Source organism: Actinomycetota bacterium (assembly GCA_040905475.1).
Lineage (GTDB): Bacteria > Actinomycetota > AC-67 > AC-67 > AC-67 > DATFGK01.
Map to the genome: position 1 here is coordinate 14,875 of JBBDRM010000139.1, position 19,565 is coordinate 34,439.

General features: G+C 68.6%; 19 protein-coding genes. All 19 read right to left on the reverse strand.

Annotated elements, in window-relative coordinates:
- Positions 1-91: 91 nt before the first annotated feature.
- On the reverse strand, positions 92-871 hold the full coding sequence (locus WEB06_17200) for an FtsQ-type POTRA domain-containing protein (protein ID MEX2557352.1): 780 nt from the start codon (positions 869-871) through the stop codon (positions 92-94).
- Positions 852-1,796: a UDP-N-acetylmuramate dehydrogenase gene (murB, locus tag WEB06_17205; protein ID MEX2557353.1), complete on the reverse strand. Its 945-nt coding sequence runs from the start codon at positions 1,794-1,796 to the stop codon at positions 852-854. Before murB ends, WEB06_17200 begins: the two co-directional genes overlap by 20 nt.
- On the reverse strand, positions 1,793-3,208 hold the full coding sequence (murC, locus tag WEB06_17210; protein MEX2557354.1) for a UDP-N-acetylmuramate--L-alanine ligase: 1,416 nt from the start codon (positions 3,206-3,208) through the stop codon (positions 1,793-1,795). The genes murB and murC overlap by 4 nt, the downstream gene beginning before the upstream one ends.
- The gene (gene murG, locus WEB06_17215) at positions 3,201-4,331 is read right to left on the reverse strand and encodes an undecaprenyldiphospho-muramoylpentapeptide beta-N-acetylglucosaminyltransferase (GenBank protein ID MEX2557355.1); all 1,131 of its coding nucleotides are present in this window, start codon (positions 4,329-4,331) and stop codon (positions 3,201-3,203) included. The genes murC and murG overlap by 8 nt, the downstream gene beginning before the upstream one ends.
- Positions 4,328-5,608 (reverse strand): putative lipid II flippase FtsW, encoded by a 1,281-nt coding sequence (gene ftsW, locus WEB06_17220; protein ID MEX2557356.1) that lies wholly within the window; start codon positions 5,606-5,608, stop codon positions 4,328-4,330. Before ftsW ends, murG begins: the two co-directional genes overlap by 4 nt.
- Positions 5,605-6,999, reverse strand: a complete 1,395-nt coding sequence (gene murD / locus WEB06_17225) for a UDP-N-acetylmuramoyl-L-alanine--D-glutamate ligase (GenBank protein MEX2557357.1) — start codon at positions 6,997-6,999, stop codon at positions 5,605-5,607. Before murD ends, ftsW begins: the two co-directional genes overlap by 4 nt.
- Positions 6,996-8,048, reverse strand: coding sequence for a phospho-N-acetylmuramoyl-pentapeptide-transferase (gene mraY / locus WEB06_17230; GenBank protein ID MEX2557358.1), 1,053 nt, complete (start codon positions 8,046-8,048; stop codon positions 6,996-6,998). Before mraY ends, murD begins: the two co-directional genes overlap by 4 nt.
- Positions 8,045-9,433 carry a UDP-N-acetylmuramoyl-tripeptide--D-alanyl-D-alanine ligase gene (gene murF / locus WEB06_17235; GenBank protein ID MEX2557359.1) on the reverse strand — a complete coding sequence of 463 codons (1,389 nt, stop codon included), beginning with the start codon at positions 9,431-9,433 and terminating at the stop codon, positions 8,045-8,047. The genes mraY and murF overlap by 4 nt, the downstream gene beginning before the upstream one ends.
- 4 nt (positions 9,434-9,437) lie before the next feature.
- Positions 9,438-10,895 (reverse strand): UDP-N-acetylmuramoyl-L-alanyl-D-glutamate--2,6-diaminopimelate ligase, encoded by a 1,458-nt coding sequence (locus WEB06_17240; protein ID MEX2557360.1) that lies wholly within the window; start codon positions 10,893-10,895, stop codon positions 9,438-9,440.
- A gap of 104 nt (positions 10,896-10,999) precedes the next feature.
- On the reverse strand, positions 11,000-12,736 hold the full coding sequence (locus tag WEB06_17245; protein ID MEX2557361.1) for a penicillin-binding protein 2: 1,737 nt from the start codon (positions 12,734-12,736) through the stop codon (positions 11,000-11,002).
- An 11-nt stretch (positions 12,737-12,747) separates the two neighbouring features.
- Positions 12,748-13,113, reverse strand: a complete 366-nt coding sequence (locus WEB06_17250; protein MEX2557362.1) for a hypothetical protein — start codon at positions 13,111-13,113, stop codon at positions 12,748-12,750.
- Positions 13,114-13,220: 107 nt separating this feature from the next.
- The gene (gene rsmH, locus WEB06_17255) at positions 13,221-14,186 is read right to left on the reverse strand and encodes a 16S rRNA (cytosine(1402)-N(4))-methyltransferase RsmH (protein MEX2557363.1); all 966 of its coding nucleotides are present in this window, start codon (positions 14,184-14,186) and stop codon (positions 13,221-13,223) included.
- 4 nt (positions 14,187-14,190) lie between these two features.
- Complete coding sequence (locus WEB06_17260) at positions 14,191-14,337, reverse strand: hypothetical protein (GenBank protein ID MEX2557364.1); 147 nt, start codon at positions 14,335-14,337, stop codon at positions 14,191-14,193.
- A gap of 17 nt (positions 14,338-14,354) precedes the next feature.
- Entirely contained in the window at positions 14,355-14,777 is a 423-nt protein-coding gene (gene mraZ / locus WEB06_17265; GenBank protein ID MEX2557365.1) for a division/cell wall cluster transcriptional repressor MraZ, read from the reverse strand.
- A gap of 166 nt (positions 14,778-14,943) precedes the next feature.
- Positions 14,944-15,465: an HNH endonuclease gene (locus WEB06_17270; protein MEX2557366.1), complete on the reverse strand. Its 522-nt coding sequence runs from the start codon at positions 15,463-15,465 to the stop codon at positions 14,944-14,946.
- A 100-nt stretch (positions 15,466-15,565) separates the two neighbouring features.
- Complete coding sequence (locus WEB06_17275; protein MEX2557367.1) at positions 15,566-16,573, reverse strand: ABC transporter ATP-binding protein; 1,008 nt, start codon at positions 16,571-16,573, stop codon at positions 15,566-15,568.
- Positions 16,574-16,611: 38 nt separating this feature from the next.
- Positions 16,612-17,625 carry an ABC transporter ATP-binding protein gene (locus tag WEB06_17280; protein MEX2557368.1) on the reverse strand — a complete coding sequence of 338 codons (1,014 nt, stop codon included), beginning with the start codon at positions 17,623-17,625 and terminating at the stop codon, positions 16,612-16,614.
- On the reverse strand, positions 17,625-18,536 hold the full coding sequence (locus WEB06_17285; GenBank protein ID MEX2557369.1) for an ABC transporter permease: 912 nt from the start codon (positions 18,534-18,536) through the stop codon (positions 17,625-17,627). Before WEB06_17285 ends, WEB06_17280 begins: the two co-directional genes overlap by 1 nt.
- 5 nt (positions 18,537-18,541) lie before the next feature.
- The coding region (locus WEB06_17290) for an ABC transporter permease (GenBank protein ID MEX2557370.1) at positions 18,542-19,565 on the reverse strand (1,024 nt) is incomplete at its 5' end.

The following is a 19,565-nucleotide window of genomic DNA, read 5'->3' on the forward strand; positions in this document are numbered from 1 at the left end:
AGTGTTATGTAAACCTCACCTGACGGTGCAGACACTACCGAGGCCTCATCTTGAAGTCAAGATGAAGCCGGGAAAAATGAGTGGATGATTTTTACGCTGCGATGGCGGCCGGACGGCCCGGCGAGCGCACGTCGATCGTGGAGAGGCGCTCCCGAGCCGCCTTGGCTCGCTCGGTCACGAGGCGTACCGCTTCGATCTTCTGGTCGATCCGGTCGAAGGGCCCGAACTTGATCGTCAGGCCCCTGCCCACAAGCGTGAAGCTGCCGGCGGTCACGTCGATGAGGCTCGGACCCCCGCGCAGCGCGGCGGGCAGAGCGGCCCAGAGCGACATGGCGTTGGCCACGTCCGCCGTTCGGATCCGATCGCCGGCCTCGTCGGGCGCACGGGACAGGGACCGGACCGTCGGGAGGGAAGGGTCGAGCCCCGACGTAGGCTCGAGCACGACCGCTTCCGCGTCGAGGTAGTAGAGCCCGTGGATCGTCTCGAGCACGAAGGCCGGACTCCTCTCGGTCACCAGGATCCGCACCCGAGACGGCGCCGGCTTCGTGACGTCGACCGTACGGACCATGGGAAGGCGTGCGACCCGTGCCTCGACCGCATCGAGATCGAGCGAAAGCATGTTGGCTCCGGCTTTCAGCCCGCTCGCGCGAACGATGTCGATGTGCGACAGCGTCCTAGCCCCGGCAACCTCGATCAGCTCGAGGGCGAACAGCGATGATCGCGCGAGCATCCAACCCCCTGCCGCCAGTAGCCCGAGAACCACGACGGTGACGGTCACACGGCGCCGGCGGAGTTGCCTGGCGCGGCGCACGTCACGCCGTCGCGATGCGAACCGCTGGGTCCGGAGAACCTTAGCGGGCTGGCGCGCCATCCTCGACCTCCTCGAATTCACCGACGAGCCGAACTTCCGGCTCGAGCTCGATTCGCGTCTCTTCCTTGACGCGTCGTTGGATGCGGCGGATCAACGTGTAGACGTCGTCGGCCTTTGCTCCGGCCGCGGCCACGATGAAGTTCGCATGGATCTCTGAGATCCGCGCGCCGCCGACCCGCAAGCCTTTGCCGCAGACCTGTTCGATGATCCGCCCGGCGGCGTCTCCCGGCGGGTTCTTGAAGACGCTTCCGGCGTTGGGCAGGTTCAGCGGTTGATTCGCACGGCGCCAGTCCCTCGCCTCACGAAGCTTGTCCTTGATCTCCGCCTCGTCGCCGGGCGTCAGCGCGAACCCGGCCCCGACGACGACGGCGTCGACCGGCAGGTCGGTGGACCGATACGAGAACCCCAGCCGCCCGGCGGGGATGCGCTCCCGGACCGCCGTCGCGATGCGGAAGACGTCGACCTCCTGAAGCACTTCGCCCACGGAACGACCGTGGGCGCCGGCGTTCATCCGAACCGCTCCCCCGACCGAGGCCGGGATGGCGACCGCGAACTCCAAGCCGGCGAGCGAGTGCTGCCCGGACAAGACGGCGACGCTGGGCAGGGGCACCCCGGCTCCCGCCTCGATGCGTGAGCCCTCGACGCGAGTCCATCGGAACCCGGCGCCGAGCCGGACCGCGACGCCGGAGAACCCACGGTCGGACACGAGCATGTTCGAGCCCCGCCCCAGCATGAGGAGCGGAAGGCCGGTCTCTTCCAGGGCTCGCGCGAGCGCGCTGAGGTCTTGATCGCCTTCGGCCTCGAGGAACACGGCGGCCTCCCCGCCGAGGCCGTAGGAGGTGAGCGGCCCGACCGGGTGATCTCGTTCGACGCGTCCGTGCGCGCCTCCGCGCAGGATCTCGGCGGCGCGATCGGCCGGACTCATCGGGCGTCCTTCCGGGTCGCGCGCTCGGTCAGCGCCTGAAGGACCTCATCGGCGAGCATCGTGATGTCGCCGGCGCCGATGGTCAGGACCAGATCACCCGGGTCCACGCGCCCGGCGACGAAGTCGGCGACCTCGCCGCGCTTCGGCAGGTACGCGACCCGAGCCCGCGGCCTCGCGGCCAGCAGGCCGTCCACGACGGATTTCCCGGTCACGCCGGGGACCGGCTGTTCGCCCGCTCCGTATACGTCGGTGATGACGGCGAGGTCGGCGCCGGCGAGTGCCGCACCGAGCTCACGTCCGAGGAGCTGCGTCCTCGAGTAGCGATGCGGCTGGAACACCGCGACCACGCGCGGCCAGCCCTGCTCACGCGCGGCTTCGAGCGTCACCCGCACCTCGGTGGGATGGTGCGCGTAGTCGTCGATCACGGTGACCCCGCCGACGTTGCCGCGCAGCTGGAATCGTCGCTGCACGCCGCCGAAGGAAGCGAGCTCTTCCGCCGCCACATCGAACGGCACGCCGACGAGCGATGACGTGGCCAGCGCCGCCAGCGCGTTGCGGACGTTGTGCGCACCCGGGACGCCGAGCAGCAGCTCCCCGACCGGCTCGCCGCGGTGACGAACCCGGACGCGCTGGCCGGACGGTCCCCGCTCGAGCACCTCGCCCGACCAATCGGCGGACGGGTCGGTCCCGAAGGTCACCGTCGTCCGTGCGATACGCTCGCGGAGCGACGCGATCCCCGGATCGTCGATGCCGAGGACAACCGCTCCCTCCATCTCGGGAATGCTGTGCGCGAACGCGACGAACGTTTCGCGGATCTCTCGCTCGTCGCGGTAGTAGTCGAGATGATCGGCCTCGACGTTGTTGATCACGGCGATCTCCGGGGCAAGCCACAGAAGCGATCCGTCACTCTCGTCTGCCTCCGCGACCAGCCACTCCCCTCCCCCGGCGTACGCGTTCGTACCGACCTCGTTCAGATCCCCGCCGATGAGGAACGTCGGATCGAGTCCGGCGTGTCGCAGCACCATCGCGATCATCGAGGTGGTCGTGGTCTTGCCGTGCGTGCCGGCGACCGCGATCCCGCGCCGCTCGCGCATCAGCAACGCCAGCACCTGTGCGCGTTGCAGGATCGGGATGGCGTGCTCCCGGGCCGCAAGGACCTCGGGATTGGAGCCCGGGATCGCCGATGAGACGACCACGGCACCCGCGCCGTCCACGTTCTCCGCCCCGTGCCCGACGGCGATGCGCGCGCCGAGCGCCCGGAGCGCGGCGACGCCGCGCGACTCCTTGATGTCCGATCCGCTGACCGTCGCGCCCCGCGCGAGGAGCACTCGCGCGAGCGCACTCATGCCGGCCCCACCGATGCCGACGAGGTGCACCGACCCCAGCAGCTCGGCGACCGGCTCCCTATCCATCGCGTCTCCCGAGCTCCAGAACCCACGCCGCCAGGTCGCCGGCGGCCGAAGGCTTCGCGAAGCTCCGCGCTCCGACCGCCATCTTCTCGCGCGCGGATTCATCGTCCAGCAGACGCTCGAGCGCGATAGCGAGGGAATCCGCCGTCGCGTCCCGGTCGAGCACGACCTCGGCCCCCCCTTCGCGCGCCAGCGCGCGGGCGTTGGCCTCTTGGTGGTTAGCCCGTGCGTACGGATAGGGCACGAGCACCGACGGCAAGCCCACCGCCGCGAGCTCCATGACGGTCGCCGCGCCGGCCCGGCACAGTGCGACGTCGGCGGCTGCGTACGCGTGCTCGACCTTATCGAGGTAGTCGACGCACCGGATCAGCAGCGCGTGTCCGCCGGCCGCCTCGTCGAGCCGTTCACGCAGGGCTTCGCCGTGCATACGTCCGGCCGACACGAAGACTTGGAGATCCGCCCGATCGCGCCAGCGCTCGGCAAGCCCGACCACCGCGTCGTTCAGCCGTGCTGCGCCGAGGCTCCCGCCCATCACCAGCAGGGTCCGTCTCGAGGCCTCGAGCGCCAGCGCGCCGATCGCCTCAGGACGCATCGCCGCGCGATCCAGCGCGGCGATCTGCTCACGAAGGGGATTGCCGAGCACGCGCACCTCGATCCCGCGAGGGAAACGCTCGCGCGTCTCGGGGAAGGTGACGGCGATGCGCCTCGTGGAACGTGCGCCGACCACGTTCGCCACCCCCGGGATCGCATTCTGCTCGTGCAGGACGGCCGGGAGGCGACGGGAACGGGCTGCGAGCACGACCGGCAGGCTGGCGTAGCCACCCATCCCTACGACGATATCGGGCGCGATCCTCCCGAGCAGCGCGCGCACGCGGGCCGTCGCCAGGGCGGCCGAGGGCGGAGCGAGGAACCGTTTCGCGCCGAGCGTCCGGGACCATGGGATCACGTCGATCATCTCGAGCGGGTACCCGGCTCCGGGAACCGCGTCCTTCTCGATGCCGCGCGGGGTCCCGACGAAGTTCACGCGGGCATCCGGCCGGGCCCGGCGGAGCGCGTCGGCCAGCGCGATGCCGGGGTAGACGTGTCCGGCCGTTCCGCCCGCCGCGATCACGATGCTCGTACTCACCGTCGGGCCGTCGAGGGGCGAGACGTCGCTCGCGCGCGATCGGCACGCTGGGTCGCGACGCGAAGCGCCCGCCCAGGTTTCTGCGCCTTCGCCTTCGAGGTACCGGGCGGCGGCCACTGCTCCTGGCGCGCGATGTTGGCGAGGATCCCGATCCCGATGAGCGAGACGACCAAGGCGGACCCGCCGAACGACACCAGCGGAAGCGGAACCCCGGTGATCGGCAACAAGCCGGTGACGGCGCCCATGTTCACGATCGCCTGTCCGACGATCCAGGTGGTCACGCCGATCGCGACGAGCCGACCGAACGCGTCGGGGGCGCGACGCGCCGTTCGCACGCCGACGTAGGCGAATCCCACGAAGAGCCCGATCACCATCATCGTCCCGATGAGGCCGAGCTCTTCCCCGAGGATGGCGAAGATGAAATCGGTATGTGCGTTGGGGACGTAGAGCCATTTCTGTCGGGAGGCGCCGAGCCCGACGCCGAAGAACCCTCCGGACCCAAGCGCGATCAACGACTGAACCGCCTGGTATCCCGAGTTCAAGGGATCGGCGAACGGGTTGAGGAACGCGAAGATGCGCGCGCGGCGATAGCCCTCCGCGAGCGCCATCCCGCCGGCACCAAGGAGACCGACGACACCGAGGCCGGCGATGAGCGGGAGCGGGAGGCCGCCGGCGAAGATCACCACGAACACGATCGCGGCCACGATCAGGGTGGTGCCGAGGTCGGGCTGCAGCATGATGAGCCCGGCGACGATGGCAACCAACACCCCGAGCGGCAGGATCACCTCGCGCAGGCTCGTCATCCTTCCGTTCTTGCGCACGACCACGTCCGCGGCGACGAGCAGCAGCGCGAGCTTCGCGATCTCCGAGGGCTGGATCCGCATGCTCCCGAAACCGAGCCAACGGCTCGACCCACCGACCCGCGTACCGAAGGACGGGTGAAGCACGAGCACGAGTCCACCGATCGTGACGAGGAGCACGATCCATCCGAGTCCGCGCCAGCGGTGATAGTCGATACGGCTCGCGACAAACATCGCCGCGACCCCGATGACGGCCCACACCACCTGTCGCTGGAAGAACATGAATGACGACCCGTACTGGGTGTAGGACGAAACGGAGGAGGCGGATAGGATCATCACCAGCCCGAAGCCGAGCAGGATGGCCGTAATGGACGTCATCACGTAGTAGGTGCGCGTCCCCGCTCCGGCACCGGCCTTCTTCCCCGTTGCCCGCGCACGCTGCCAGATCCTGGTCTTGGCGAGCTCCACGACCGTCACGCGTTCCCCCCTCCGGATGCGTTTCCAGCAGACAAGCGCTTCACCGCCGCGCGGAACGACTCCCCGCGCGCCTTGTAGTCGGCGAACATGTCGAACGATGCGCATCCCGGCGACAGCAAGACCGTGTCGCCGGCGGTGGCGGTCGCCGCCGCGCGCGCGACGGCTTCGTCCATCGAGCCCGCCCGCTCGGCGGGCACCCCGGACGCCGTGAACGAGTCCGCGATCTCGGGACCCGCCTCCCCGATCGCCACGACGGCGCGAACGGACCCGACGGCCGCCGTCAAAGAGGAAAGGTCCAGACCCTTGTTGCGCCCACCCGCGATCAGCACGACGCGCTCAAGGCCGTCGAGCGCAGCCAGGACGGCATGCGGGTTCGTTGCCTTCGAATCGTTGACGTACGAAACGCCGCCGATGCTCGCGACCAGCTCCATGCGGTGCGGCAACGGCTTGAACTCGGCGAGCGCCCGCGCGATCGGCTCGAGCGGCGCCCCGAACGCGGCGGCTGCGGCCGCCGCAGCGACGGCGTTGGCGAGCGCCGGAGCTCCGCGGGCCTGCAACGCCGCCGTGTAGACCACGTCGCCTTGCGGGACGACGATCTTGCCATCGCGCACGCCCGCCCCTCCCTTGGGGGGTGGTCCCACCGAGAACGGAACCAAGACCCCACCCGAGCCGCCCGCCGCGCGCGCACACTCGGCGTCCGCGTGATGGATGGCGAAGTCGTCGCTCGCCTGGCGCTCGAACAGCCGCGCCTTCGCGGCGACGTACGCGTCGAACGTGCCGTGCCAGTCGAGGTGATCGTCGGCGACGTTCAGCAGTGCGCCCACCGGAGTCCGGAAGGACACGACGTGCCGCAGTTGGAAGCTCGAAAGCTCGGCGACGATCACCTCGTTCCCCTCGACCGCGGCGTCGACGAGGGGGAACCCGATGTTGCCGGCCGGGGTCGCCCGGACCCCGGCCTCGACGAGCGAGGCGGCGAGCATCCCTGTGGTCGTCGTCTTGCCGTTGGTTCCCGTGATACCGAGGATGGGCGCATCAGCGAGGCGGAAGGCGAGTTCAACCTCGCTCCACACCGGCACCCCGGCGGCTCGCGCGGCCCCCAGGGAAGGAGCGTGCTCCGGTACGCCGGGGCTCGCGACGACGAGATCGACCGTCGCAGCGGATTCCGGACCCGCCGCAGCATCGCCGAGGACGATGCGAGCGCCCGCAAGCGCATCGGCCCGCTCTCTGAGCGCCGCGTCGTCCGCCTCGTCCACCGCCGTGACGTCCGCGCCGAGCCGGATCAGATGGCGTACCGCAGCCTCACCCGACGTCCCGAGTCCCAACACGAGCACCGACGCCCCACGCCCGGGCACGGCCGTCCCGCCCGGCTCTGCGAACTCGGCTCTGCTCACGTCACGCCTCCGCGCGCGAGGAAGTCGGCATAGAAGAGGCCCAGCCCGAGCGCGGCCGCGAGGCCGGCGATGATCCAGAAACGAACGATCACCGTGAACTCGGGCCATCCGCCCAGCTCGAAGTGATGATGCATCGGCGCCATCTTGAATACACGCCGTTTGAAGAGGTGGAAGGCTCCGACCTGCACCACGACCGAAGTGGTCTCGATGACGAAGAGGCCGCCGAGGATCACGAGCAGGAGCTGGGTGCTCGTCATCACGGCGAGCGCTGCGAGCGCCCCGCCGAGCGCGAGCGACCCGGTATCGCCCATGAAGATCCTTGCCGGCGCGGCGTTCCACCAAAGGAACCCGGCGCACGCGCCGAGTGCGGCGGCCGCGAGGATCGCCAGGTCGAGCGGATCCGGCACGCCCGAGTAACACCCGGGGCCTCCGGCCGCGACGCACGGGTGGCGGAACTGCCAGAACGCGATCACGACGTATCCGGCGAACACCAGCGCACTCGAGCCGGCCGCAAGGCCGTCGAGGCCGTCGGTCAGGTTCACGCCGTTGGACGTTCCGGCCATGATGACGAACACCCACACCACGAAGAAGGGTCCGAGGTCGAGCGCCGTCTGGCGGACGAAGCTCAGGCTCGTCGACGCCCCGGCGATGTGCTGCGCGCCGAGCGCGAATCCGACCGCGACGATGAGCTGACCGATGACCTTCGCGGTCTTGTTCAGCCCAAGGCTGCGCTGATGGCGGATCTTGATGTAGTCGTCGGTGAAGCCGACGAGTCCGAGTCCGATGGCGGCGGCCAGGACGAGCAGCCCCGCCGTTCCCGTGATCCGGAACGGAGCGACGGCGTGGGCGATCAGATAGCCGGCGGTGATCCCGCCGAGGATCAGCACCCCGCCCATCGTCGGCGTTCCGCGCTTCTCGCCGTGGAAATGGCCGATGTCCTCCCGGATGAGCTGACCGAAGCCGTGCGATCGGAACAACCGGATCGCGAACGGCGTGCCGCCGAGCGTCACCATCAGCGACACGAGCGCGGCGAGAAGGACCGGTCTCAAGCGACCGCCTCCCCCGCGATCGCCAATGCGACCCGTTCGAGGCCGGCGGCGCGCGACGCCTTGACGAGCACCACGTCGTCCGGCGCCAGCGATGCCCGGAGCATCGCCAGGGCCTGGTCTGTGTCGGGAACGAGCGACGCTTCCTCGAGCGTCATCCCCTCGAGCCGTGCGGCTTCGTACAAGGGCCGAGCGTGCTCGCCGATCACGATGAGCCTCGACACGCCGAGCCGCACCACGAGCCGTCCGATCCGGTCGTGTTCGGCCGTTGAGAACTCCCCGAGCTCGGCCATCGTCCCGAGCACCGCCCAGGTTCGCCTGCCGCGACCGAGGGTCACGAGCGTCTTCAATGCGGCCGCGGTTGAGGCCGGGTTCGCGTTATAGGCGTCGTTGAGGACGCGCCATCCTTCCGGCGCATCCACCACCTGCATACGCCACGCGGGTCCGTCCGTCGACGACAGCGCCGTCGCTGCATCCTTCGTTGCGACGCCCAGCACATGCCCGACTGCCGCCGCCGCCAGCGCATCCGAAACGAGGTGCTCGCCGGCGATGCGGAGCGAAACCTTCGCGCGGTCTCCGTCGGAAACGAGCGTGAACGATGCGGTTCCGTCGCCGTCGAGCGCCACGTCCTCCGCGCGCACGTCCGCTTCGGCGCCGGTCCCGAAAGTGATGGTCCGCCCGCGGGTTCGTGACGCCATCGCCGCCACCGCCGCATCGTCGGCGTTCAGAACCGCGACACCTTCCGGCGCAAGCCCTTCGACGAGCTCGCCCTTCGCGATCCCAACGTTCTCCAAGGAACCGAACAATCCGATGTGCGCCGGTCCGACGTTGAGCACCACGCTCACGTCGGGTCGCAGTATCGGCATGAGCGCCTCGATGTGGCCGACACCGCGGCTGCCGACTTCGGCGACGACGACTTCGGTATCGGCGCCGGCCGAGAGGATCGTCAGCGGTACACCGATCTCGTTGTTGAAGGAGGCGGCGCTCGCGACCGTCGCGAAGCGTGCTCGGGAGACGGCGGCGGTTAGCTCCTTCGTTATGGTCTTCCCCGACGACCCGGTGATCGCCACCAGCTTGGCCGTCATCCGCGTCCGGGCGCCGGCGGCCAGCCGCTGCAGACCGGCGACGGTGTCGTCGACGCGCACGGCCGTCGTCCCGGACGGAAGCTCTACGTCTTCGCGGACGAGCACTGCGGAAGCACCGCGCTCCACCGCGTCGCCGAGGAACCGATGACCGTCGGTGTGCTCCCCGGTCAGGGCAACGAAGAGGTCGCCCGGGCGCGCGGCGCGCGAGTCGATCGCGACGCCCGTGACGACCACGTCGGGATCGCCGCCGTCGAGCCGCCCGGCGGCCATCTCCGCTACCTCCTTCGCCGTCAAGGGAAGCACCGCATCACCGCTTCCCAGGGAGGGCGGCGAGCTCCTCGCGTGCGACGACCCGATCGTCGAAGGGCAGCACGCGATCGGCGAACTTCTGACCGGTCTCGTGGCCCTTCCCGGCGATGACGACGAGATCGCCGGGCCGGGCGGCGATCACCGCGGCTCGGATCGCCGCTCGCCGGTCCGGCTCCACCTCGTACGCCCCGCCACCTTCCTGTGCGCCGGCTTCGATCTCCGCGATGATCGCGAGCGGATCCTCAGAACGCGGATTATCCGAGGTCACGAAGCTCAGGTCTGCGAGTGAGGTGGCGATCTTCCCCATCAGCGGCCGCTTGCCCCGGTCGCGATCGCCGCCGCAGCCGAAGACGGCGATCAGTCGCCCCTCGCACACGTCGCGCGCCGCGCGCAGGACGTTCTCCAATGCGCCCGGCGTGTGGGCATAGTCGACGACGACCGCGAACGGCTGACCCACGTCGACGGCCTCGAGCCGCCCGGGAACGCCGCCCAGCTTCGCGATCCCGTCGGCCGCCGTTTCGAGCGGAAGCCCGAGCGCGTGGAACGCTGCAATGGTGCCGAGCGCGTTCGCGACGTTGTACCGGCCGGTGATCGGAACGCGAACCGCCATGTGCCGCCCGTCGACGACACAGGTGAACCGCGAACCCTCCGCCGTCGTCTCGACGTCCATCGCTCGGACGTCGGCGTCGGAGTCGATCGAGAACGTGACGACGGGGACCGCGGCACCGGCCGCCATCCGCCGCCCGGCGGGGTCGTCGACGTTGATCACTCCGCGTTCGGCGAGCGCGCCGCCGAACAAACGCGCCTTCGCCTCCTCGTACGATTCGACCGAGCCGTGGAAGTCGAGGTGGTCCCGGGTCAGGTTTGTGAAGATGCCGCACGCGAACCGTGTGCCGGCCACACGGTCGAGCGCCAGCCCGTGGCTTGACACTTCCATCGCGACGGCGACTACCCCAGCATCGCGCATCCGCGCCAGGAGGCGCTGCAACTCGGGCGCTTCAGGCGTCGTGTGGACCACCGGCAGCAGGACGGTGCCGACGCGAACCTCGACCGTGCCGATGAGGCCGGTGGCCATGCCGGCCTCCGCGAACGCGCGCTCGAGCATGAACGTCGTCGTCGTCTTACCGTTCGTCCCGGTGACGCCGACGACGGTCATCGAGGCCGACGGACGGCCGAAGATCGCCGACGCCGCCGGGCCGCACGCACTCCGGACGGAGGACACACGGACCTGCGGCGCATCGACGTCGAGCCAACGCTCGACGAGCAGAGCGGACGCCCCGCGTGCTACGGCGCCCCCGGCGAACGCATGACCGTCGGCGCGTTCTCCGGGTACGCAGCAGAAGAGCGTGCCGTGCGCGACGGCGCGCGAGTCGACCGTGGCGTCGACCACGGTTACCGAACGGTCGCCCCGGACGTCGGCACCGGGAAGGACCTGCGCGAGCTCGGCGAGTTCCATAGGGATGGCAGGGGTTCTCTCTCCATCCCCCGCCCGAGGGAAAAGCCGGACCTCGGGCCCGGCCTGCGGAAAGTCTACCATGCGCCCCAGATCGCCCCCCGAGCTCATCGTGCTCTTGTCGCTGCTAACGACGCGAAAGACGCGCGCCCCGACGGAACCAGGGCGGGCGGAACCTTCAATCGCGTGATGACGAACCGAGCGATCTCGGTGAACACCGGCGCAGCGGTCGCGGCCGAGGTGTGCGTATCCGGAGCGTCGAGCACCACGACGACGACGAACCGCGGCGCGTCGGCCGGCACCATGCCCACGAAGGTCGTAACGACGTCCTTCGAGTAACCGCGCTCGCCGGCGAGCGGCTTCTGCGCGGTGCCCGTCTTGCCGGCGATGACGTAGCCGGGGATGCGCGCGCTCCGTCCGGTGCCTTCTTCGACGACACCGACCAGCATCGCGCGGATCTGGGCGGCGGTGTACGGAGCGATCACCCGGCGGTTCTCGCGTCCCTGACGCTCGATCGTGTCGCCGTCACGGTCGACCGTCGCACGGACGAGACGCGGCGGAACGAGCACGCCGTCGTTCGCGATGGTCGAGTAGACCTGCGCGATCTGCAACGGGGTGACGGCGATCCCCTGCCCGATCGGGATGGTGCCCATGCTCGTGGTGTACCAGTCGGCCGTGTCGAGCAGGATGCCGGCCGACTCCGCGGGGAAGCCGATCCCCGTCTTCGTGCCGAGCCCGAAGCTCCGCAGCATCGAGTGCAGCTTCGTCTTCCCAACACGCTGCGCCACCTGGATGGTTCCGACGTTCGAGGAGCGAGCCAGCGCTTCGGCGTAGGAGATCTTCCACACGTTGTGCGACTGGAAATCACGGAAGGTCTTGTCGGCGATCTGGAGATTATCCGGGATCCTGAGTATCTCGGCCGGATCGACGAGCTTCGCCTCGAGCGCGGCGGCGGCGGTGATGACCTTGTTCACCGACCCCGGCTCGTACGCGTCTTGCAGCGCGCGGTTGCGCATCTCGTCCGCGTTGGCGCCGGAGAAAGAGTTGGGGTCGAGGGGCGGCCAGTTCGCCATCGCCAGCACGTCGCCCGTCCGAGGCTCCATCACGATCGCCGTTCCGTTACTCGCTCCGGTCTGTTTCAGCGCTCGCTCCAAGGCTTCTTCGGTCGCGAACTGGATGTCGCGGTCGATGGTCAGGATCAGGTCCTGCCCCCGTTCGGGAAGACGAAGCTTGCTCTCGCCGCCGGCGATCGGCCGCCCGCGCGGATCCTGCTCCAGGATCTCTTCGCCCGGCACGCCGGCGAGGAGCTGCTCCCATCCGGCTTCGAGGCCGCCGAGGCCGACGTTGTCGGTGCCGACGAAGCCGACCACCTGCGCCGCGAGCGGTCCCGCCGGATAGACGCGCTTGATCTCGTCGAGCGAGCCGATCCCGGGGAGGCTCAGAGCCAGTACGCGCCCGGCGGCGGCGATGTCGACCTTACGGGCCAGGTATACGAACGGCGCGGTGCGCTGCAGCCGTTCTTGGATCAGCGCCGGCTCGATGCCGAGCAGCGGTCCGATCGCGGCCGCGCTCCCGGCGGCATCGGTGACGAACTGGGGGTTCGCGTAGATCGCGGCGGCGTCCACCGACATCGCGAGCGGGACGCCGTTCCGGTCGAGGATGCTCCCCCGTTTGGCGGGGAGCTCGACCCGCCGGACGCGCTGCCTCGAACCGAGATCCTCGAACGCCTCCGCCTTCACGACCTGCAGGTGCACCAGGCGGCCGGCGACGGCGAGCAATGAGATCGCCATCACGCCGAGAAGCGCGAAGAGACGGAGCGCTGGCCGGGCGCCGCGGCGAGCCACGGCGTCCCTGGTTACCGTCCCCCCCGCCCGGGGGGCGCGGTGGGCTCGTTGGACCTAGCCGACGGGGCCGGCGAGCTCGGGGAAGCGCTCGGGCTCGGCGTCAAGAACATGATCTGATCCGGCACGACGAGGCCGAGCTGGATCGCCCGATCGTAGATCCGCTGCGGCGACCGAAGCTGAGCCACCTCGAGCTCGAGGCGCTCGGCAGCACGGCGCGCGTCGAAGATGCGGTCCTCGATGCCCGACTCGGCGAACCCCGCCTGCCCGATCAGGACGCGGGCAACGACGATCACGAGAACGACGCCGAGGGTGATGCCGACGGCCGCGGCCGTCAGCGCACGTGGGGGGCGCCGGCCCGGCGCCGGGCGACCACGCACCACTTCCAGGTGCCGCGGTCGGTCCGGCGCCGGAGCCGGTCGCCTGGGGCTTGCGATGCCTGCGCGATGTCCCGCTACCACGCCGGCGACTGCAGATCGGGGTGGCGTCACGCCGCGCTCCCTCCGGGTCGCGGCGAGGATCCGCCGGACGGATGCAGGCCCCAGCGCTCGGCGGCACGCAGCTTCGCGGCCTTCGCACGCGGGTTCGCGGCGATCTCTTCAGGCTCGGGCTGAACCGGCCGCCGGGTGATGACACGCAGGCGGGGCACCTCGCCGCGAGACTCGTCCACCATGAACCGCTTCACGATGCGGTCCTCCAGCGAGTGGTACGAGATCGCGACGAGGCGCCCGCCTTCTCTGAGCGTCGCCACCGCCTGCGGCAGGGAAGAACTGATCGCATCGAGCTCGCCGTTGACCTCGATGCGGAGAGCTTGAAAGGTGCGGTGCGCCGGGTGCGGCCCGCCCCGGCGCGCCGCGGAAGGCACAGCGTCGCGGATGAGTTCCACGAGCTCGAGGGTCGTGGAGAGGGGCCTCCGACGCCGGGCCTCGACGATGAAGGTTGCGATGCGCGATGCCCATCGCTCTTCCCCGTAGGTTCGAATGATGCGTGCAAGATCGGGATGCGGATACGTGTTGACGATGTCTGCCGCAGTGAGCTCCTGAATCCGATCCATGCGCATGTCGAGCGGAGCCTCTTCGCGATACGAGAAGCCGCGCCCCGGCGAGTCGAGGTGCATAGAGGAGACCCCGAAGTCGTAGAGGATGCCGCCGACGGGCCCCCAGTCAGCCCCGCCGACGATCCCTTCGAGCTCATCGAAGTTTCCTTGAACGAGCCGAACGCGATCCCCGAAGCGGTCGAGGCGTCGGCGGGCGATGTCGAGGGCGGACCCGTCTCGGTCGATGCCGAGGAGTCTGCTCCCTGAGCCGCTCGCTTCGAGTAGTCGTTCTGCATGACCGCCCGCTCCGACCGTCGCATCAACCAGCACTAGCTCTTCCAGCCCCGTCCCCTCTGGAACGAGGACCCGCGCTACCTCATCCGTAAGGACGGGGACGTGCGATGCACGCCCGTCCATGGGATCACCGTGCGAACAACCGAACCGCCGCCAGTGCCAAACCGACCGGAGCGGCCAGCGCGGAAGCGGTCAGCGCGATGAGGGTCACGCTCTGCCACAACTCCCCCACAGGGCTGCTCCGCTGCAGCTCCTCGCGCTGGCGCTCCGTCATTCCCCCACCCTCCGCACCTACAGCTGCAGATCCGCGATCCGGTCTTCCAAGTTCTCCTCGACGCTTGCGCGCCGGACTTCCCAACGCTCGGGGTTCCACACTTCGATGCGGGGCCCCGTGCCGATCACGACCACGTCACGTTCGAGACTCGCGTGGCGGCGGAGGGGTTCCGGTACGGAGATCCGGCCCTGCTTGTCCGGCCGGTCCTCGCTCGCACCTGAGAAGAAGAACCTTGCGGTGTCCCGCCCCCGCGGATCCGCCACCGAGAGTGCGGTCAGCCTTAGGCTGAAGCTCTCCCAGTCGCCTTGGGACATGACCCACAAGCACCCGTCCAGGCCTCGAGTGAGGACGAGTCCGGATTCCAAGCGCCCGCGGAAGCGGGAGGGAAGGATGATCCTCCCCTTCGCGTCCAGCGAGTGTTGAAACTCCCCCAGGAACACCCAGACCCTCTACCGTCCACCACTGCGCGCCACAATACCCCACCGTTTGAACAGTCGTCAATGGTTCTTTCGAGTTAATGGCTGTCAACTAAAGAAAAAACTTGAGGCGACTCTCGTTACGAACATACGTTCGATTGCAACGCAATGGAGAGCCGTACGTGGGGTTCTAGGCGTGGGCTTCTGCGGAGCGGCGGGTGCCGTGCGAGAGATACGGCGCCCACTTCGGATCGACGCGCCCGACGGCCACGACGATCCACACCGAATCGTGCGGAGCACGCGGTGTCGTCTTGAGCTGGAGCCCGGCCTCGTGCGGGAGTCGGTTCTCCTTACGGGAGTTACAGCGCTTGCAGGCCGCGACGACGTTGTCCCACGTGTGTGTGCCGCCGCGGCTGCGCGGTATCACGTGATCGACGTTCTCGGCCGCGGACCCGCAGTACTGACAGAGATGGTGATCGCGGATGAATACCGCTCGACGGGACAGCGAGGCGCGCGCACGAAGCGGGACCCGAACGAAGTATTTGAGCCGGATCACCGAGGGGATCGCGATGGTCATCCGTTCGCTGTGGAGGGACCCGCCGTCCTGATGAAGGACCTCAGCCTTCTGTTTCAGGACGAGAACGACCGCGCGACGTATCGGAACGACGCATAACGGCTCGTACGTCGCGTTGAGGACGAGGGCTCTCCCCAACTGGCGGTCCTCCTGCCGCCGCTTCCGATCCGGCGGCTCCCGGCGGAGTATAGCAGCGGGCTCCGAGGACGTTTCCGGCCTGTTTCGGGGTCGAATGGCCTCACGCGGGCTCGGACTCGCCCTCGGCCACCGCGGTGGGCTCGACCATCCGTGGACGGATCCGCCCCCCCCGGATGTCCTCTGCATAGTGACAGGCGACCGTGTGGTTCGGCTCGAGTTCCCGAAGATCCGGAACCTCTTCGGCACAGCGCTCCGGCTGCCGGAAGGGACAGCGGGTGTGAAACCGACAGCCTGAGGGCGGAGCGGCCGGGCTCGGCAAGTCGCCGGCGAGCAGGATCCGCACACGCCGCAGTTCGACCTCCGGATCCGGGATGGGGATCGCCGACAGCAATGAGATCGTGTACGGATGCAGTGGTGCCCTATAGAGATCGTCCGAGGGAGCTACCTCCATGATCTTGCCTAGGTACATCACCGCGACCCGGTCCGAGATGTGTCTCACGACCGCGAGGTCGTGGGCGACGAAGAGGTAGGTCAGTCCCAGCTCTTTCTGGAGCTGCTCCATGAGAGTGATGATCTGAGCCTGGATCGACACATCGAGCGCCGATACCGGCTCGTCTGCGACGATCAGATCCGGCCCGACCGCCAGCGCGCGTGCGATCCCGATTCGTTGACGCTGCCCGCCCGAGAATTCGTGCGGGTAGCGGCCGCCGGACTCGACGGGCAGCCCGACCGCGTCCAGCAGCTCGCGCACGCGCTGATCCGCGCCTTTACCACGGGTGATCCCGTGAACCTCGAGCGACTCGGATAGCAGCGACGAGACGCTCTGCCGCGGGTCGAGGCTCGAGTAGGGATCCTGAAAGATCATCTGCATCCGCCGTCGGATGCGACGCAGCGGCTCGCCGGTCAGAGCAGTGATGTCTTGACCGTCGAACGTGATCGTGCCGGCCGTCGGCTCGATGAGGCGCAGGATCGTCTTGCCGACCGTGCTCTTGCCGCAGCCGGACTCCCCCACCAACCCCAATGTCTCCCCCCGTTCGATCGTGAGGTCGACAGCGTCGACGGCGGAAACGGCACCGACTTTCCGCTCGATGAGGATCCCCTCGGTCATAGGGAAGTTGACGGTGAGGCCGCGAACATCGAGCAGATTCACGCCTGATCCTCCCCCGACGTGCGGTCCGCCGCGACCCAGGCCGACGGCAGGGGGTTGAAGCAACGAAGAAGATGCTCGCGCTCGACCTCTTCGAGAGCCGGAGTCTCCGCGACGCACCGATCGATCTTGTTGGCGCAGCGGGGGGCGAACGCACATGCGGCGTCCCACGGGATCGTGTCGCGCGGGGAGCCCTTGATCGGTTGGAGGGGCACTCCCCGTGGAAGATCGAGCCGTGGCACTGAGGCGAGGAGTCCGCCGGTGTAGGGGTGGCGCGGACGGGCGAACAGCTCGCGGATGTCCGCATCCTCGACGAATCGACCCGCATACATGACGTGAACGCGCTCGCAGGTTCCGGCGACGACTCCTAGGTCATGCGTGATGAGCACGAGCGCCGTGCCTCGATCACGGATAAGGGCCTGCAGCAAGCCGAGGATCTGCGCCTGGATCGTGACATCCAAGGCGGTCGTCGGTTCGTCGGCGATGAGCAGCTTGGGCTGGCACGCGAGCGCCATCGCAATCATCGCCCGCTGCCGCATCCCGCCCGAAAGCTGATGGGGATACTCGCCGACGCGCTGCCGTGCCGCCGGGATGCCGACCAAGTCGAGCAACTGGGCCGCTTCTGCGATGGCCCGGCCGCGCTGGGTACCGAAATGCTTCTCGAGCACTTCGGCGATCTGCCTGCCGATCGTGAGCACCGGGTTCAGAGAGGTCATTGGGTCCTGGAAGATCATCGCGATCTCGCGGCCGCGGACGTCGCGCATCGCCTCATCCGGCAAGCCCAGGAGCTCGCGGCCGTCGAGCTTGACCGACCCGGTTACTTCGACTCCTCGCTGCGGCAGCAGGCTGAGAATCGCGAGCGACGTCACGCTCTTACCGCAGCCCGACTCCCCTACGATGCCGATCGTCGCGCCGGGATCCACGTCGAAGGAGACTCGATCCACGGCTCTCACCTCGCGCCGACCGCGCCGCCGGAACGTGACGTGAAGGTCTCGTACCTCGAGCAGGGCCATCAGCGCCGCAGCTTGGGGTCGAGAGCTTCGCGGAGGCCGTCGCCGAGCAGGTTGAAGCCGAGGACGGAAAGGACGATGGCTGCCCCGGGGAACAGAGCCAGGTGCGGCGCGTGCTGCAAGAACGATTGCGTCTCGGCCAGCATCCGTCCCCACTCGGGGATGCCGGGATCCTGAGCGCCCAGACCGAGGAACGCCAGCCCCGCCGCGTCGATGATGGCCGTCGCGAGCGCGAGCGTGGCTTGAACGATCACCGGGGCCGTCGCATTCGGGAGCATGTGGTTCAGGGTGATCCTTCGACGCTTCACGCCGACGGATCGGAGGGCGAGCACATAATCGCGTTCGCGCTCGGCCAGCATCGCGCCGCGCAACAGGCGAGCGATCGGGGGGATGTTCACGACGCCGATCGCGATCATCACCGAGGTAAGACTTCGCCCTAAGGCAGCCGCGACCGCGATCGCGAACAGCAGGCCTGGGATGGCCAGCATCATGTCCATCAATCGCATCAGGACGTTGTCAACCCATCCTCCCAGCGATCCGGCCACGGCACCGATCAGCATCCCGACCGCGGCACCGATCGCGACGGATACCACACCGATCACGAGCGAGTACCGCGCCCCGTAGAGGACCCGGGTCAGCTCGTCCCTGCCGAGCTGATCCACGCCGAACCAATGGTCCGCCGACGGTCCGGGAAAGTTTCCCGGCGTGATCCGCTCGAGTCGCGGGAGGTTGGGTGGTTCCGGCGCCAGCCATGGGGCGAGAACCCCTACGAGTATGAAGATGACGATCAGCACGATGCCGACGATCGCGCTCGGGTTGCGCTTGAGCCTCTGCCACGCGTCGCTCCACAGCGTGACGGCGTCATCGGCGCCCTCGACTTGGAGCTGTCGAACCTCTGCCTCCGCCAAGCTCATGAGCGTCACCTCACCCGGATGCGCGGGTCGAGCAGCGCGTAGGCGACGTCTACGAGAAGGTTGACGACCACGAAAACGACGGCCAGGAACAGGATCCCACCCTGGAGAACGGGATAGTCGCGATTGAAGATCGCCTGCGACATCCACTGACCCATTCCGCCCCACGCGAAGACGGTCTCGGTGAGGATCGCACCCGACAGGAGGATCCCGAGCTGCAATCCGATCACGGTCGTGATGGGCAGCATCGCATTCTTGAGCACGTGACGACGATCGACGACCCGGGGCGACATCCCCTTCGCGCGCGCGGTACGAACGTAGTCCTCGTTTATCACGTCGAGCACCGCCGCCCTGGTGATCCGGGTAACTATCGCAAGCGGGATCGTGCCCAAGGCGACCGCCGGCAGGATGAGGTGCCGGACGGCGTCCCAGAAGGCTCGCGGGTCCAGCGTTAGCATGGCGTCGAGGATGTAGAAGCCGGTCGGATGCTGAACCGTCACCGTCACGTCGCTACGGCCGATCGTGGGCAGCCAGCCGAGCTTCACGCCGAACACGAATTTCAGGATGAGCGCGAGGAAGAACACCGGCATGGAGATACCGAGGAGCGATCCTCCTAAGGACCAATGATCGAACCAGGTGCGATACCGCTTCGCGGCGACGAACCCCAACGGGATGCCGAGACCGACGGCGAAGATCATCGCCGCGATCGATAGCTCGACCGTTGCCGGGAATCGTTCACGGATCTCCGTAGTGATCGCGCGCCTGCTGCGGATCGACTGGCCCAGATCGCCGCTCGCGACCTGCTTCACGTAGCTGAAGTACTGCTGATGCAGCGGACGATCGAGCCCGTACACGCGCCGCACTTCGCGAACGGACTCCTGGGTCGCTCGCTCACCGAGGAGGGCCTCGGCCGGACTGCCGGGCAATGCTCGAATCCAGATGAAGATGAGGATGGACAGACCGAGCAGGATCGGGATGAGCTGGAGCAGCCGGCGAACGCTGAACTTCAGCACGGGCTCATCATAGGACGGC